Origin of the sequence: Lysobacter solisilvae (genome assembly GCF_016613535.2) — a bacterium.
Lineage (GTDB): Bacteria > Pseudomonadota > Gammaproteobacteria > Xanthomonadales > Xanthomonadaceae > Agrilutibacter > Agrilutibacter solisilvae.
Map to the genome: position 1 here is coordinate 443,826 of NZ_CP071518.1, position 14,390 is coordinate 458,215.

A 14,390-nucleotide genomic window follows, 5' to 3' on the forward strand; every position below is an offset into this window, starting at 1 on the left:
CGCGTACCGGCGGCAAAGACCGTGCCAACGGGCTCGGCTAGAATGGCGTCCATGCCGTCACCCGTCCCCGCGCACCCCGACCTCCGGCCCGTCCCCGGCCAGGCCTTCCCGGTGCGCGCCATCACCCTGGACCTCGACGACACGCTGTGGCCCTTCGCCCCGATCGGCGCGCGGGTCGAGACCGTGATGCACGACTGGCTCGCCGCGCACTGCCCGCGCACCGCCGCGCGCTTTCCGCTCCCGGCCATGCGTGCGCTGCGCGACCAGCTCAACGCCCAGCACCCGCACCTGGTCCACGACTTCAGCGCGATGCGCCGGATGACGCTGGAACACGCGATGCGCCAGGCCGGTGACGACCCCGATGTCCACGCCGACGCGGCCTTCGAAGCCTTTTTCGCCGAACGCAACCGGGTGGAGTTCTACCCCGACGTGCTGCCCGCGCTCGCCCGCCTGGCCGCGCACGTGCCGCTGGCCGCGCTGAGCAACGGCAACGCCGACCTGACCCGGATCGGCGTGCACGGCCATTTCAGTTTCCAGCTCGGCGCGCGCGAACACGGCGCGCCCAAGCCCGACGCCAGCATTTTCCTGGCCGCGTGCGAGCGGCTGGGCCTGCCGCCGGCCCAGGTGCTGCACGTGGGCGACGACATCGAGATGGACGTGGTCGGCGCCGCGCAGGCCGGCCTGCGTACCTGCTGGCTCAACCGCGAGGGGCGCGAATGGCCCCTGGCGCAGATCGCGCCCGACCTGCACATGACCTGCCTCACCGCGCTGGCCGACTGGCTGGACTCGACACGCCCTTCCATGGATATCGCCGCCGCATGAACCTGCTGCCCGGTTTCACCCTCGACGGCACGGACGCCCTGCCCCTCCACATCGTGGGGCGCCACGACTTCGCCGCCTGGCGCGACGGGCAACCCGCGGCGACCGCCACCTGGCTGCAGGCGCAGGGATTCGACGGGTCGGCCGGGATGGCGCTGAGCGTGCCCGCGGCCGACGGCGGCATCGCCGCCGCCGTGCTGGGCGTGGGTGACCCGTTCGATCCGATGTCCTACGCGCATGCGCCGTTCGCATTGCCCCCGCGCGACTGGCGGCTGGCCGCCACGCCGGGGGCCGACGCGCTGGCCGCGCTGCAACTGGGCTGGGCCCTGGGCAGCTACCGCTTCAGCCGCTACAAGACGGCGGTGCGCACGCCCGCGCGGCTGGTGCTGGAGGGCGACGCCGCCGACGCGCTGGACCAGGCCGCCGCCTGCGTGCGCGTGCGCGACCTGGTCAACACGCCCACCGAGCACATGGGACCGGACCAGCTCGAGCAGGTGTGCTGCGAGATCGGCGAGCGCTTCGGCGCGGCGATCGAGGTGATCAGCGGCGACGACCTGCTCACCCGCAACTTCCCCGCGATCCACGCGGTGGGACGGGCCTCGCACCGTGCGCCGCGCATGATCGCGCTGCGCTGGGGCGATGCCGCGCACCCGCACGTGGCGATCGTCGGCAAGGGCGTGTGCTTCGATACGGGCGGGCTGGACATCAAGCCGGCCGACGGCATGCGCAACATGAAGAAGGACATGGGCGGCGCGGCGCATGCCATCGCCCTCGCCGAACTGGTGATGGCGCGCAAGCTGCCGCTGCGCATCACCCTGCTGGTGCCGGCGGTGGAGAACGCCGTCGGACCGAACTCGTACCGCCCCGGCGAAGTGGTGGCCACGCGCGCCGGCGTCAGCGTGGAGATCGACAACACCGACGCCGAAGGCCGCGTGGTGCTGTGCGACGCGCTGGCCTGGGCCGCCGAGGACAAGCCTGCGCTGCTGGTGGATTTCGCCACGCTCACCGGCGCGGCGCGCATCGCGCTGGGCCCCGACCTGCCGGCGCTGTACGCCAACGACGATGCGCTCGCGCAGCAATGGCTGGATGCGGGCATCCGCCTGCGCGACCCGCTGTGGCGGATGCCGCTGTGGCGGCCGTACTGGCGCTACCTGTCCAGCACCGTGGCCGACATCGCCAACGCCGGCCCGTCGAAGATGGCCGGCAGCATCACCGCGGCGCTGTACCTGCAGCGCTTCGTGCCGGTGGACCAGAAGTGGGCGCACCTGGACGTCTACAGCTGGAACGACAGCGACCGCCCCGGCCGACCGGCCGGCGGCGAGGCCCAGGGCCTGCGCTCGGCGTACGCGCTGCTCAAAGCGCAAGCCGGGCTCTGAGCCGGGCGAGGTTCGACGGGTAGTCTGCCGGCTGGCAAGAGGCCGGCGGCGGGCAGCGTGGAAGGCCGGACGCGGCTATTGCGCGTGCGACATCCGTCGTGCCGGCGCACAATACGGCCGCCCCGGGTGTGCGTCGTCGTCGGCATCGCGTGCCGTGACAGCGTCGGATGCGCAGGGCACGTGCATCTCGTACGCTGCGCTGCCGGCGGCGGTGCCGCTCGCCGGAAACTGACTTCCGGCAGGTTGGAGCGCGCCGTGCACCGCCGCACACTGGCGGCCGCTTTTAGCCGGCACGATCTGCACGGGCACGATCTGCACCAGCACGATCTGCACCGGCACGATCCGCACCCGGCATGATCCGCCCCGGCATCACGGCGCCGGGCACGACCTCAGGATGAAGGCTCGCAATGAACAACTCCGCTGACCTGCTCAAGGGACTGCGCATCGACCGCAGCGCACCGCCCCCGGCGACGAACCGGCGCGCGCTGTGGCTCGGGCTGGGCATCGCCGCGGGCGTGCTCGTCCTGGGCGGCGTGGGCTACGCGCTGTTCGCAGGCGACGACGCGGTGGAAGTGCGCACCGCGACGGTCACCGCGACCAGCGGGGCCGGCGGCAGCGCCTCCGTGCTGGACGCCACGGGTTATGTCGTCGCCCGGCGCATGGCAACGGTGTCGGCCAAGATCACCGGCAAGGTGCGCGAGGTGCTGATCGAGGAAGGCCAGCACGTGGACGCCGGCCAGGTGATGGCGACGCTGGACCCGATCGAAGCCGATGCGCAGCGCGACCTCGCCGCCGCGCAGGTGGGCGCCGCGCGCAGCCAGATCGGGAACATGCAGGCGCAGCTGCACGAGGCCGAAGCCAACGCCACCCGCCTGGGCGGGCTGGTGAAGCAGCAGCTCGTGTCGCAGGCCCAGTACGACCAGGCCGTCGCCCAGCGCGACGCCCTGCGCGCGCAGGTGATCACCGCGCAGCGCAACGCCCAGGTGGCCGGCGGCCAGCTGCGGCTCGCCGAGCAGGGCGTGGACAACACGGTGGTGCGCGCGCCCTTCGCCGGCGTGGTGATCGCCAAGGCCGCGCAGCCGGGCGAGATCGTCTCGCCGCTGTCGGCCGGCGGCGGCTTCACCCGCACCGGCATCGGCACCATCGTCGACATGGATTCGCTTGAGGTGGAAGTCGACGTCAGCGAGGCCTACATCGGCCGCGTGCAGCCGAAGATGCCGGTCGAAGCGGTACTCAACGCCTACCCGGACTGGCGCATTCCCGCCGAGGTCATCGCCATCATTCCCCACCGCCGACCGCGCCAAGGCGACGGTCAAGGTGCGCATCGCGCTCAAGAGCCGCGATGCGCGGATCGTGCCGGACATGGGCGTGCGCGTGTCGTTCCTCGAGCAGCCCGGCCAGGACGAGGCGAAGGCCACCGCCGCACAGGCCGCCCCGCGCACGCAGGTGCCGGTCGCCGCGCTGCGCAAGGACGGCGGCCAGGACATCGTCTTCGTGCTGCGCGACGGTAAGGCCGAGCGCCACGCCGTGCGCCTGGGCGGCACCCTGGGCGAGGACCGCCAGGTGCTGGCGGGGGTTGCCGCGGGCGACGCCGTGATCCTCGAGCCCCCCGGCGACGCTGAAGGACGGCGACGCGGTGCGGATCGCCGAATCCGAGTAATGACCCGGGGCCCCGTCAGCGGCGCCCCGTGCACGAACAAGCGAACTCTCAAACACCCATCGAGGCCCGCAATGAACGACATGAGTCAGCACGACGCGATGATCCGGATCCGCAACGTCACCAAGTCGTACGAGCGCGGCCGGCAGAAGGTCGAGGTCCTGCATGGCCTGAGCATCGACGTGCCGCGCGGCGACTTCGTCGCGCTGATGGGCCCGTCGGGCTCGGGCAAGACCACCCTGCTCAACCTGATCGGCGGGCTGGATACGCCCAGCGCCGGCGAGATCACGGTGGACGGCCAGCGCATCGACCAGCTCAAGGGCAACCAGCTGGCCAAGTGGCGCAGCCACAACGTCGGCTTCGTGTTCCAGTTCTACAACCTGATGCCGGTGCTGACCGCCGAAGGCAATGTGGAGCTGCCGTTGCTGCTGACGCCGCTGAACGCCGCGCAGCGCCGCAAGAGCGTGGAGATCGCGCTGCAGGTGGTCGGCCTGGCCGACCGTGCCAAGCACAAGCCGCGCGAGCTCTCCGGCGGCCAGGAGCAGCGCGTCGCGATCGCCCGCGCGATCGTGTCCGACCCCCACCTGCTGGTCTGCGACGAACCCACCGGCGACCTGGACCGCACCACGGCCGACGAGATCCTGCGGCTGCTGCAGGCGCTCAACCGCGACCATGGCAAGACCATCGTGATGGTCACCCACGACCCGCTTGCGGCCGAGTACGCCAAGCGCACCCTGCACCTGGACAAGGGCCGTCTCGCCGAACAGGCCGTGGGCGCGTGATGCGCGCCGCCACTTCGCGCGCTTCCCGGAGGATCGGAGCATGACCAAGACCGGATTCGTATTCGCCAACCTGTTCCGCAAGAAGACCCGCACGATCCTGACCCTGCTGTCGGTGATCATGGCCTTCCTGCTGTTCGGCCTGCTGCAGTCGGTGAACCACATCTTCGACGCGGGCGCCGACTTCATCGGCGCCACCCGCCTCGCCACCCAGGCGCGGGTGTCGTTCACCCAGCCCATCCCGCTGAGCATGCTGCCCAAGATCGAGAGCGTGCCCGGCGTGGCGCGCGTGGCGCACATGCAGTGGTTCGGCGGCGTGTGGCAGGAGAACACCCCGCTGTTCGTGTTCGCCGTGGACCCGATGCGCCAGCACGAGGTGTATCCGGAATGGGTGATGCCCGAGGCCCAGTGGAAGGCCTTCGCCAACACCCGCACCGGCATGGTCGCCGGGCGCATCCTCGCCGACCAGTACGGCTGGAAGATCGGCCAGAAGATCCCGATCCGCTCCAACATCTATCCGCAGAAGGACGGCAGCAAGGCCTGGGCGTTCGACCTGGTCGGCATCTACGACGGCTCCGACGAGAACTGGCAGAAGCAGACCAACGCGGTCTTCATCAACCACGAGTACTTCGACGAGGCCAACCAGTTCAGCCACGGCCGCACCAACTTCTTCATGATCAAGCTGGCCGACACCAACCAGGCCGAGAAGGTCAGCCGCACGATCGACGCGATGTTCGAGAACTCGCCCGACGAGACCAAGACCCAGACCGAGAAGGACTTCAACATCGGCTTCATCAAGCAGATCGGCGACATCGGGATGATCGTGCGCTGGATCCTGTTCGCGGTGTTCTTCACCCTGCTGCTGGTGGTGGGCAACACCATGGCGCAGAGCGTGCGCGAGCGGATCCCGGAGCTGGCGGTGCTCAAGACGCTGGGCTTCTCCGACGGGACCGTGTTGTGGTTCGTGCTCGCCGAGGCCGGCGCGTTGTGCCTGTTCGGCGGCCTGGTGGGCATGTCCATCGCGACGCTGTTCGGCGCGATGATCGAGAAGGGCACCGGCGGCCAGTTCGCGCTGAGCGTCAATGGCTGGGTGTGGATGACCGGCCTTGCCACGATCGTGCTGATGACCCTGGCCGTGGGCCTGCTGCCGGCGCTGCGCGCGCGCCGCCTGAAGATCGTCGATGCGCTGGCCGGACGCTGAGGAGAACACATCATGCTGAGCCAAATCATGGCCATCACCGGCCTGAACCTGAAAAGCATCCCCGAGCGCTGGGCCTCGTCGCTGGTGATCGTCGTCGGCCTGGCCGGCGTGGTCGCGGTGTTCACCGCGCTGCTGGCCATGGCCGCGGGCTTCGACAAGACGCTCTCGGCCACCGGCCGCACCGACAACGCGATCGTCCTGCGCGGCGGGTCGGACACCGAGCTTAACTCCGGCCTGGACCGCGACTCGGTCACCCTGATCAAGCAGGCCGCGGGCGTGCGCAAGGGCGCCGACGGCAAGCCGCTGGCCTCGGGCGAGATGATCGTCATCGCCGAACTGGTGCGCCAGGGTGACGAGAAGAACGGCGCCAACATCACCGTGCGCGGCGTGGACGCCAACGCGTTCGCGCTGCGGCCGCAGCTGAAGATCGTGCAGGGCCGCAAGTTCCGCACCGGCCTGCGCGAGCTGATCGTGGGCCGCGGCGTCACCCGCCAGTTCCAGGGCGCGGAGATCGGCAAGACCCTGCGCATGCGCGGCTCCGACTGGCAGGTGGTGGGCGTGTTCGAATCCGGCGACGCGCACGACAGCGAACTGTGGGCGGATGCGGAGGTCGCGCAGTCGACCTTCAGCCGCCAGGGTTTCAGCTCCGTGCTGGTGGGGCTGGACGGCGCCAATGGGCTGAAGACGCTGCAGGACCAGCTCAAGACCGATCCGCGCCTGACCGTGGACGTGAAGGGCGAGCAGGAATACTTCAGCGGCCAGACCAAGAACTTCCGCAAGCAGATCGGCTTCCTGGCCGGCGTGGTCACCTTCATCATGGCGCTGGGCGCGATCTTCGCCGCGCTCAACACGATGTATGCCGCGGTGGCCACGCGTGCCAAGGAGATCGCCACCCTGCGCGCGATCGGGTTTGGCGGCGGGCCGGTGCTGGTGTCGGTGATGATCGAGTCGCTGGTGCTGGCCTTCGTCGGCGGCGCGCTGGGCGCCCTGATCGCCTACCTGCTGTTCAACAACTTCTCGGTGTCGACGCTGGGCGAGAACTTCACCCAGGTGGTGTTCGCCTTCAAGGTCACGCCGGCGCTGGTGCTGACCGGTCTGGTGATCTCGCTGGTGATCGGCTTCTTCGGCGGACTGCTGCCGGCGTGGCGCGCGGCGCGGATGCCGGTGACCACGGCGTTGCGCGCAGGTTGACGCGGGCGCCACTGGAACGACAGAAGCCCGGGCGGTGACGCCCGGGCTTTTTCATTTGGACGGTGGTCGTGCGACACGGGCCCGCGTCGGGCCGACTCACGCGGTGACGGGTACCGCCGGGCGGCGCAGGCGCCACCAGCCCTCGCACGCGAAGATCAGCAGCCCCACCCAGATGAAGGCGAAGCCGACCAGGCGATCGGTGTCGAATGCTTCGTGGAAGACGAACACGCCGCACAGGAACTGCAGGGTCGGCGCGATGTACTGCAGCAGGCCGACCGCGGACAGGGGCACGCGCCGCACGGCGTAGGCGAAACCGATCAATGGCAGCGCGGTGAGCGCGCCGCCCAGGATCAGCAGCGCGTCCGCCCCCGCGCCCCACCCGGCGCCGCCCAGCGGCAGGAAGCCGCCCTGCCCGTGCGTTTCGCCCCACATGACCACGACCAGGGCGGGCAGCAACAGGTAGAGGTTCTCCACGCCCAGGCCGGCCACCGCGTCGATCGCCAGCAGCTTGCGCAGCAGGCCATAGAGCGCGAAGGACAGCGCCAGGCAGATCGCGATCCACGGCGGCTGCCCGAACTGCACGGTCAGCCACACCACGCCCACCGCCGCCAGCGCGACGGACACCCATTGCACGGGCCGCAGCCGTTCGTGCAGGAAGGCCACGCCCAGCACCACGTTGAGCAGCGGATTGATGAAGTAACCCAGGCTGCTCTCGACGACGTGGCCGGCATTGACGGCCCAGATGTAGAGGCTCCAGTTGAAACCGATCAGCGTGCCGCTGAGCGCGAGCATCCACGCCGCGCGCGGCCGCTCCAGCGCGGCGCGCAGCCAGCCGCGGCCCTGCTTCCACAGCAGCCAGGCCAGCACCAGCAACGCGCTCCACACCACGCGGTGGGCGACGATCTGCAGCGAGGGCACGCTCTTGAGCAGGTGCCAGTACAGCGGCATCAGCCCCCACAGCACGAAGGACGCGACGGCGACCCACAGGCCGCTGTGCTCGCGGGGCGAGGAGGTCACGCCGCGCCCTCGCGCGCGTCGGCCGCGTCGGGCCGTCGCGTGGCCGGCGGCGGCGTGGCGGCGCCGGCGCGCGCCTTGGCCAGGGTGATGATCACCACGCCCACCAGGATCACCGCCATCGCGCCCAGGTCGTGCGCGGTGAAATGTTCACCGCCCAGCATCGCGCCGAAGAACACGGCGATGGGCGGATTCACGTAGGCGTAGCTGGTCGCCAGTGCCGGCCGCACGTGGTGCAGCAGCCAGATGTAGGCAGTGAAGCCGAAGATGGAACCGGCGACGACCAGGTACAGCATCGCGGCGGTGGCTTGCGCCGTCGGCACGGCGGTGATGCGCTCGCCGGTGACCAGCGCCGCGGCCAGCATCCACAGGCTGCCCGCGAGCATCTGCGCGGCGGCCGACATGAAGGGCTCCGGCAGGTCCTGGTCGCGGCTCCAGATCGAACCCCAGGCCCACGAGATGGCGGCGGTGGCCAGGCACACCATGCCCAGGACCGAGCCGGACAGTTCGCTGCCGGCGTTGAGCCAGATCACGCCGAGGAAGCCGATGATCGTGCCCACCCATTCGACTTTCGTCGGGTGCCGTCCGCGCAGCATCGCGAACGCGCCGGCGAACAGCGGCATCGAGGCCACCGCGATCGCCGCCAGGCCCGAGCCGACTTCGGTCTCGGCCAGGTTCACCAGGCCGTTGGACAGCAGCACCATGAAGATAGACAGCACCGCCAGCGTGCGCCATTGCCTGCCCGTCGGCGCCTTCGCGCCGCGCCAGCGCAGTACCGCGTACATCAGCGCGCCGGCGATGGCCATGCGGATCGCGCCGAGCAGGAACGGCGGGTAGCTTTCCAGCGCGAAGCGGATGGCCAGATAGGTCGACCCCCACAGCACGTACACCGCGGCCAGCGCCAGGGCGATGGCGAGGGCGGAAGCGGCGCGGGGCGCGTGCGAAGCGGAGGCGGTCATGGTGTGGGGAACCGGAAGGAGGAGAGTCAGGCCGCGAGGCGCTGGGCGTCGATGCGGGACAGCAGCCATTGCAGGCCGGCCAGGTGCTGCTGGTCGTGGCTGCAAAGAAGGTGCACCAGGCCCCGCAGCGTGACCGCGCCAAGACCTTCGAAGGTCGCCGGCCGCGTGAGCTGCGCGGGCGTCAGTGCGGCCAGCATCGCCACCGTCTGGGCGCGGGCGGCGGCGAAGTCGGCGAGTGCCTGCGCGGCGTCATCGCCGACGGCCGTGGCGTAGCCGCGCTGGGCGGCCAGTTCGTAGCTGTCGATGTCGGCCAGCAACGGGCCGTCCTCGTCGCGCGTGCGGCCCAGCCGTACGTGATACCCGATCCGCTCGATGTCGCGCACGTGCAGCAGTTGCTCGATGGGCGTGAAGCGTTCGCTCGGGATGCCCTCCCACGCCGTCGGCGCCCACTGCGCAAAACCGGCGGGGATGGCGGCGTAGTGGTCGCGCAGCACCTGCGGGAATGCCGCCAGGGCCTGCAGGGTGGGATCGAGGGAGGCGACGTTGCTCATGCGGGACGCTCGGGGGACGGGAGAGAGACGCCACGGCGATGGACGGCGTGGCGGGAGTCGCCGGTGTCGGCAGGCGACGGCAGGAGGCTGCGATGGACTGCAGGCGATGAAGACAGTCGCTGCAGCGGGGGCTACAGCAGGCGGCGCGGTTCCAGCGCCATGCGCATCGCCAGGCCGCCCAGGACGCTGCCCATGAGCCAGCGCTGCGTGGCCAGCCAGGCCGGTTTGCGCGCGAACCAGGACGACACGCCGGCGGCGGTCAGGGCGATCATCAGATTGAAGGTGAAGCTGATCGCGATTTGCACCGTACCCAGTAGAACGCTCTGTGCGAAGACGGAGCCGTGCGCGGGATCGACGAACTGCGGAAGGATGGACAGGTACAGCACCGCGACCTTCGGGTTGAGCAGGCAGGTCAGCAGGCCCATGCGGTACAGGCGACCCGTCGGATCCGGCGACAGGGGTGCGGGATCCAGCGGCGATCGCGCGCCGGGCTTCACCGCCTGCCAGGCCAGGTACAGCAGGTAGGCGGCGCCGGCGAACTTGACCGCCTCGTAGGCCAGCGGGACCGCCATGAACAGCGCCGTGAGGCCGGCGGCGGCGGCGGTCATGTGCAGCACCAGCGCGGTGACCACGCCCAGCAGCGACACCACGCCGGCGCGCGGGCCCTGGCTGATCGACCGCGAGATCAGGTAGATCATGTTCGGCCCCGGCGTGAGCACCATCATCAGGGCGATCGCCGCGAAGACCAGGAGTTGTTCGGCTGGGATCACTTCGGAACCTCACGACGGGCCGGCCCCATCCGGGCCGGAGGGGAGCAGGTGCGGGGAAGACGGTCGCGTCGAACCTTGGACTGGCAGGCGGCGGACGCCTTCGACCCGATCCACACTACCGGCGCGGCGAGCATCGCGCTTGAAAATTCATGCAGATAAGCGCAAGAATTTTGCATGGCTAGCGGCCCCCTCGCCCTCGACGAATTCGATCACCGACTGCTCGAGCTGCTGCAGCGCGATGCCGGCGTCACGCTCACGGCGCTGGGCGACGCGGTGGGCCTTTCGGCCAGCGCGGTGCAGCGGCGCATCAAGCGCTACCGCGAGAGCGGCCTGATGCGGCAGGTGGCGGTGCTCGATCCCTCGCTGCTGGGCGCCGTCACCCTGGCCACCGTGCTGGTGCAGTTCGAGCGGGAGTCGGCCCGCAACCATGCCGCGCTGTTCTCGCGGGTCCGCGCGGTGCCGGAAGTGCAGCAGTGCTACGTGCTGGCCGGCGAATGGGATTACCTGGTGATCCTCGCCACCAGTGGCGTCGCCCACTGCCGCGAGGTGGTCGAACGGCTGTTCGCCGGGGACGACAACCTCAAGCGCTACGAAACGCGGCTGGTGTTCGAGCCGGTGAAGCTCGGGCTTGCGCTGCCGACGCGGCCACCGACGGCGCGGCGGCGCAGGTGAGGCCGAAACTCCGTGGCGCGATGGAGTCGACCCGACCTCCTCGGGCGCGCCACGGCCGTCACGCCGCCCGTTCGCGCGCCAGCAGCTGCTCCTTGAGCGGCAGCCCCCAGCGGTATCCGCCCAGCGATCCGTCGCCACGCACGACCCGATGGCAGGGGACGGCGATCGCCACGCGGTTGTGCGCGCAGGCGCTGGCCACGGCGCGCGCGCCGCGCGGCACGCCCAGGGCATTGGCCAGTTCGGCGTAGCTGCGGGTCTGGCCGCGGGGAATCTTCATGAGCGCGTCCCAGACCCGCTTCTGGAAGGCCGTGCCGATCAGGTCGGTGGCGACCTCCGAGGGGCGGCCGGCCAGCGCGTCGGCCACCGCCTGCAGACGTGGCGCGAGGAACTCGTCGCGCCCGGCATCCACGCGCTCAAGCCGCGCCTTGGGGAATTCGGCGCGCAGCGTGGCTTCCAGTGCGTCGGCATCGCGGCCCAGTTCCACCATGCAGATGCCACGGCGCGTGGTGGCGACCAGCGCCTGGCCCAGCGAGGTGTCGAGCAGGCTCCAGCGGATGTCCTCGCCCTCGCCGCCCGCGCGGTAGCGGGCCGGCGTCATGCCCAGACGCGCAGCGCCGGCTTCGTAGACGCGCGAGGGCGACCCGTAGCCGGCGTCGTACAGCGCGCGCGAGACGTCGTGCCCCTCGCGCAGCGCCTGCTTCAGGGTGCCGAGCTTGCGCTGGTCCAGGTACTGGGCGGGACTGATCCCGAAGTGGCGGGTGAAGCGGCGCTGCAACGCGGTCGGGCTCATGCCCACGGCCTGGGCCAGTTCGACCAGGCCGGGCTCGCCGACGTCGAGCATGGCCCGCGCCTGTTCCATGGCGCGGGCATCGGCGGACGCGGACCCCAGGGGGCGAGGCTTGCGCATGGCGGTGTGGAGGTCGGCGCTGAATTCGGTGTTGAAGGTGTCCATGGCCCAAACGGTAACGGGCACCCGAGGGTGCCCGCTATCCGATTCCTGCAGGGCCGGGCCCGGTTATCGGGCGGCCCTCAGTCCGCCCAGTGACCGGGGGTCGCGGCCTGCGGCAGTACCTGCGCCGACAGCGTGCGGTCGGCGTTGAGCAGGCGTACCGCGTCGGCCAGGATCGCCGCGGATTCGCGCAGCAGGGGGTCGGGGCGCTGCTCGGCGAGCTTCTCGCGGGCGGCGTCCTTGGCGATGTCGCGCTCGCCGGCGGCCAGGCCGTCGTCGCTGCTCTCGTCGGCCAGCGGATCGATCGCCAGGCCCAGGGCCTTGCGGGCTTCCTGGCGCTGCTTGCGCTTGACGTCATCGCGGTCGCGCTCGGCGCGGCGCTCGGCTTCGTTGAGCGAGACCGACTTCTTCGCACGCTCGGTGCGGAACTCGGCCACGTCCTCACGCCACCACTGGAATTCCTTGTCCTTGGCCACGCGCTGGGCGTGCAGGGCCTCCAGCTTGGGCAGCAGCGGGGCGAAGTTGCCGTAGCGGGTGTGCTGGACGGAAGCGATACGGGTCCACGGCAGGGCGTTGTCGTAGGTGCTTTCGCCGAATTCGCTGGCGTCGACGGTCACCGGGTAGGCGATGTCGGGCACCACGCCCTTGTTCTGCGTGCTGCCGCCGCTGACGCGGAAGAACTGGGCAATGGTCACCTTGACCTGGCCGAAGCGCGCGGTCTCGTTGGCGGGCCAGCGGTCCAGGTCGAACAGGCTCTGCACGGTGCCCTTGCCGAAGGTGGTCTCGCCGATCACCAGGCCGCGGCCGTAGTCCTGGATGGCGCCGGCGAAGATCTCCGAGGCCGAGGCCGAACCGCGGTTGATCAGCACCGCCAGCGGGCCTTCCCAGGCGATGCCGGCATCGGAGTCGCCTTCGACGCTGACCTTGCCGCCGGACTCGCGCACCTGCACGACCGGACCGCGGTCGATGAACAGGCCGGTGAGTTCGATCGCCTCGGTCAGGGAACCGCCGCCGTTGTTGCGCAGGTCGAGCACGACGCCGTCGACCTTTTCCGTGCGCAGCTTGAGCAGCAGCTTGGCGACGTCGCGGGTGGCCGATGCGTAGTCGCCGTCATTGCGGCGGCGGCCTTCGAAGTCCTGGTAGAAACCGGGCAGCTTGATCACGCCGACGCGGCGCGCGGGCTGGCCGTCGGTGCCGGGGAGCGAGATGACCTCGGACTTGGCCGCCTGGTCTTCCAGGCGCACCTTGTCGCGCACCAGCACGATGCGCTGCGGCTTGCTGTCCAGCGTGGCCTCGGCCGGGATCACGTCCAGACGCACGCGGGTGCCCTTGGCGCCGCGGATCTTGGCCACGACATCGTCGATGCGCCAGCCGATCACGTCCTCCATCAGGCCGCTGGAGCCCTGCCCGACCGCGACCACGCGGTCGCCGGGCTTGAGCTTGGCCGACTTGCCGGCCGGACCGCCGGGGACGATCTCGCGGATCGCCACGACGTCGTCCTGCTTCTGCAGCACCGCGCCGATGCCTTCCAGCGACAGCGACATCGTCATGTTGAAGTTGTCGGCCGTGCGCGGCGTGAAGTAGTCGGTGTGCGGGTCGATCGAGTTCGCGTAGCTGTTGAGGAAGGTCTGGAAGACGTCCTCGCCCTTCAGCTCGGCCACGCCCTTGGCCATGTTGAGGTAGCGCTTGTCGAGCGTCTTGCGGATGTCGTCGGGCTTCTTGCCGGCCAGCTTCAGGCGCAGCCAGTCATTGCGGACCGACTGCTTCCACAGCGCGTCGAGCGCGGCGGCGTCGGCCGGCCACGGGGCGTCCTCGCGGTCGTACTCGAAGCGGTCGGCACCGGTGAACTGGAAGATGTCCTGCTTGAGCAGGCTGCGCGCATAGGCGACGCGCTCTTCGAAATGCTGGCGGTACACGGCGAAGATCGCGTACGCCGGATCGAGCTTGCCGCTCTTGATCGCGTCATCGAACTTCGTCTTGTGGACGTCGAACCGGGCGATGTCCTGCGCGGTGAAGAACTGCTTGCCGTTGTCCAGCGCTTCGAGGTAGCGCTTGTACATGTCGGCCGACAGCGCATCGTCCAGCGGACGCGGGCGGTACGCGTACCGGCTGTCGGACAGCAGGCCGTGGGCCAGTTTCGCGGCCGTGGTCTGGTCGGTGGTCGCCGAACTCGGCAACGCGCGACCGGCTCCCGACTTGATCAGCGAGGTGTCACTGGTCGGCGGCGTGGGCAGGCTGGCCGTGTTCCTGGCGTCGTCCGCGGCGAGTAGCGCGACGGGCGTGGCCAGCAAGGCGGCGATCAGGACAGTGACAGCGCGGGGAGTCTTGGTATTCATCGTGGGGAGCTTCGCGGGCCGTGTTGCCCAGGTCGAGAATGGCAGGGGGTTCGACAACCCCACAGTGCCGGAAGTTGCGGGCCCTGTCACGCATGCGGGACGCGACAAAACGTGCC

The 14,390-nt window shown here is 70.3% G+C and carries 12 protein-coding genes and 2 pseudogenes; 7 read left to right on the forward strand and 7 right to left on the reverse strand.

What is annotated here, in order from left to right:
- Nucleotides 1-51 precede the first annotated feature (51 nt).
- Nucleotides 52-822, forward strand: a complete 771-nt coding sequence (locus I8J32_RS01980; protein ID WP_200615520.1) for an HAD family hydrolase — start codon at nucleotides 52-54, stop codon at nucleotides 820-822.
- Nucleotides 819-2,195, forward strand: a complete 1,377-nt coding sequence (locus I8J32_RS01985; protein ID WP_200615518.1) for a leucyl aminopeptidase family protein — start codon at nucleotides 819-821, stop codon at nucleotides 2,193-2,195. Before I8J32_RS01980 ends, I8J32_RS01985 begins: the two co-directional genes overlap by 4 nt.
- Nucleotides 2,196-2,270: 75 nt before the next feature.
- Here the strand turns inward: I8J32_RS01985 and I8J32_RS01990 are convergent, their stop codons facing one another.
- Nucleotides 2,271-2,528, reverse strand: coding sequence for a hypothetical protein (locus tag I8J32_RS01990; protein WP_200615517.1), 258 nt, complete (start codon nucleotides 2,526-2,528; stop codon nucleotides 2,271-2,273).
- Between the two features lie 74 nt (nucleotides 2,529-2,602).
- Here I8J32_RS01990 and I8J32_RS01995 point away from each other — a divergent pair.
- The 4 genes and pseudogenes from I8J32_RS01995 to I8J32_RS02010 all read left to right on the forward strand — a co-directional run bounded on the left by I8J32_RS01995 (nucleotide 2,603) and on the right by I8J32_RS02010 (nucleotide 7,023).
- Nucleotides 2,603-3,855, forward strand: a pseudogene (locus I8J32_RS01995) (efflux RND transporter periplasmic adaptor subunit).
- Between the two features lie 80 nt (nucleotides 3,856-3,935).
- Complete coding sequence (locus I8J32_RS02000; RefSeq protein WP_200615605.1) at nucleotides 3,936-4,634, forward strand: ABC transporter ATP-binding protein; 699 nt, start codon at nucleotides 3,936-3,938, stop codon at nucleotides 4,632-4,634.
- A gap of 40 nt (nucleotides 4,635-4,674) precedes the next feature.
- Nucleotides 4,675-5,832, forward strand: coding sequence for an ABC transporter permease (locus I8J32_RS02005; protein ID WP_200615515.1), 1,158 nt, complete (start codon nucleotides 4,675-4,677; stop codon nucleotides 5,830-5,832).
- 12 nt (nucleotides 5,833-5,844) lie between these two features.
- Nucleotides 5,845-7,023: an ABC transporter permease gene (locus tag I8J32_RS02010; protein WP_200615514.1), complete on the forward strand. Its 1,179-nt coding sequence runs from the start codon at nucleotides 5,845-5,847 to the stop codon at nucleotides 7,021-7,023.
- A 96-nt stretch (nucleotides 7,024-7,119) separates the two neighbouring features.
- Here I8J32_RS02010 and rarD read toward each other — a convergent pair whose 3' ends face one another.
- The 4 genes and pseudogenes from rarD to I8J32_RS02030 form a co-directional block, all read right to left on the reverse strand.
- A complete protein-coding gene (gene rarD / locus I8J32_RS02015) occupies nucleotides 7,120-8,040 on the reverse strand; it encodes an EamA family transporter RarD (protein WP_200615513.1) in 921 nt (306 codons plus the stop codon).
- A 68-nt stretch (nucleotides 8,041-8,108) separates the two neighbouring features.
- Nucleotides 8,109-8,996 (reverse strand): annotated as a pseudogene (yedA, locus tag I8J32_RS02020) (drug/metabolite exporter YedA); the annotation flags it as partial.
- Nucleotides 8,997-9,022: 26 nt separating this feature from the next.
- The gene (locus tag I8J32_RS02025; protein WP_200615511.1) at nucleotides 9,023-9,547 is read right to left on the reverse strand and encodes a DinB family protein; all 525 of its coding nucleotides are present in this window, start codon (nucleotides 9,545-9,547) and stop codon (nucleotides 9,023-9,025) included.
- Nucleotides 9,548-9,678: 131 nt separating this feature from the next.
- Nucleotides 9,679-10,317, reverse strand: a complete 639-nt coding sequence (locus tag I8J32_RS02030) for a LysE family translocator (RefSeq protein WP_245156392.1) — start codon at nucleotides 10,315-10,317, stop codon at nucleotides 9,679-9,681.
- Between the two features lie 174 nt (nucleotides 10,318-10,491).
- On the opposite strand from I8J32_RS02030, the gene I8J32_RS02035 reads away from it, so the two are divergent.
- Entirely contained in the window at nucleotides 10,492-10,989 is a 498-nt protein-coding gene (locus I8J32_RS02035) for an Lrp/AsnC family transcriptional regulator (RefSeq protein ID WP_200615510.1), read from the forward strand.
- Between the two features lie 58 nt (nucleotides 10,990-11,047).
- Here the strand turns inward: I8J32_RS02035 and I8J32_RS17830 are convergent, their stop codons facing one another.
- Together I8J32_RS17830 and I8J32_RS02045 are read right to left on the reverse strand one after the other, a co-directional pair.
- Entirely contained in the window at nucleotides 11,048-11,941 is an 894-nt protein-coding gene (locus I8J32_RS17830; RefSeq protein WP_284691294.1) for a bifunctional transcriptional activator/DNA repair enzyme AdaA, read from the reverse strand.
- Nucleotides 11,942-12,018: 77 nt separating this feature from the next.
- Nucleotides 12,019-14,274 (reverse strand): carboxy terminal-processing peptidase, encoded by a 2,256-nt coding sequence (locus tag I8J32_RS02045; protein WP_200615509.1) that lies wholly within the window; start codon nucleotides 14,272-14,274, stop codon nucleotides 12,019-12,021.
- Nucleotides 14,275-14,390: the final 116 nt, after the last annotated feature.

Coding starts and splice junctions, on each gene's coding strand:
- I8J32_RS01980 (WP_200615520.1), top strand. CDS start 52: ATGCCGTCACCCGTCCCCGCGCACCCCGACCTCCGGCCCGTCCCCGGC.
- I8J32_RS01985 (WP_200615518.1), top strand. CDS start 819: ATGAACCTGCTGCCCGGTTTCACCCTCGACGGCACGGACGCCCTGCCC.
- I8J32_RS02000 (WP_200615605.1), top strand. CDS start 3,936: ATGAGTCAGCACGACGCGATGATCCGGATCCGCAACGTCACCAAGTCG.
- I8J32_RS02005 (WP_200615515.1), top strand. CDS start 4,675: ATGACCAAGACCGGATTCGTATTCGCCAACCTGTTCCGCAAGAAGACC.
- I8J32_RS02010 (WP_200615514.1), top strand. CDS start 5,845: ATGCTGAGCCAAATCATGGCCATCACCGGCCTGAACCTGAAAAGCATC.
- I8J32_RS02025 (WP_200615511.1), bottom strand. CDS start 9,547: ATGAGCAACGTCGCCTCCCTCGATCCCACCCTGCAGGCCCTGGCGGCA.
- I8J32_RS02035 (WP_200615510.1), top strand. CDS start 10,492: ATGGCTAGCGGCCCCCTCGCCCTCGACGAATTCGATCACCGACTGCTC.
- I8J32_RS17830 (WP_284691294.1), bottom strand. CDS start 11,941: ATGGACACCTTCAACACCGAATTCAGCGCCGACCTCCACACCGCCATG.
- I8J32_RS02045 (WP_200615509.1), bottom strand. CDS start 14,274: ATGAATACCAAGACTCCCCGCGCTGTCACTGTCCTGATCGCCGCCTTG.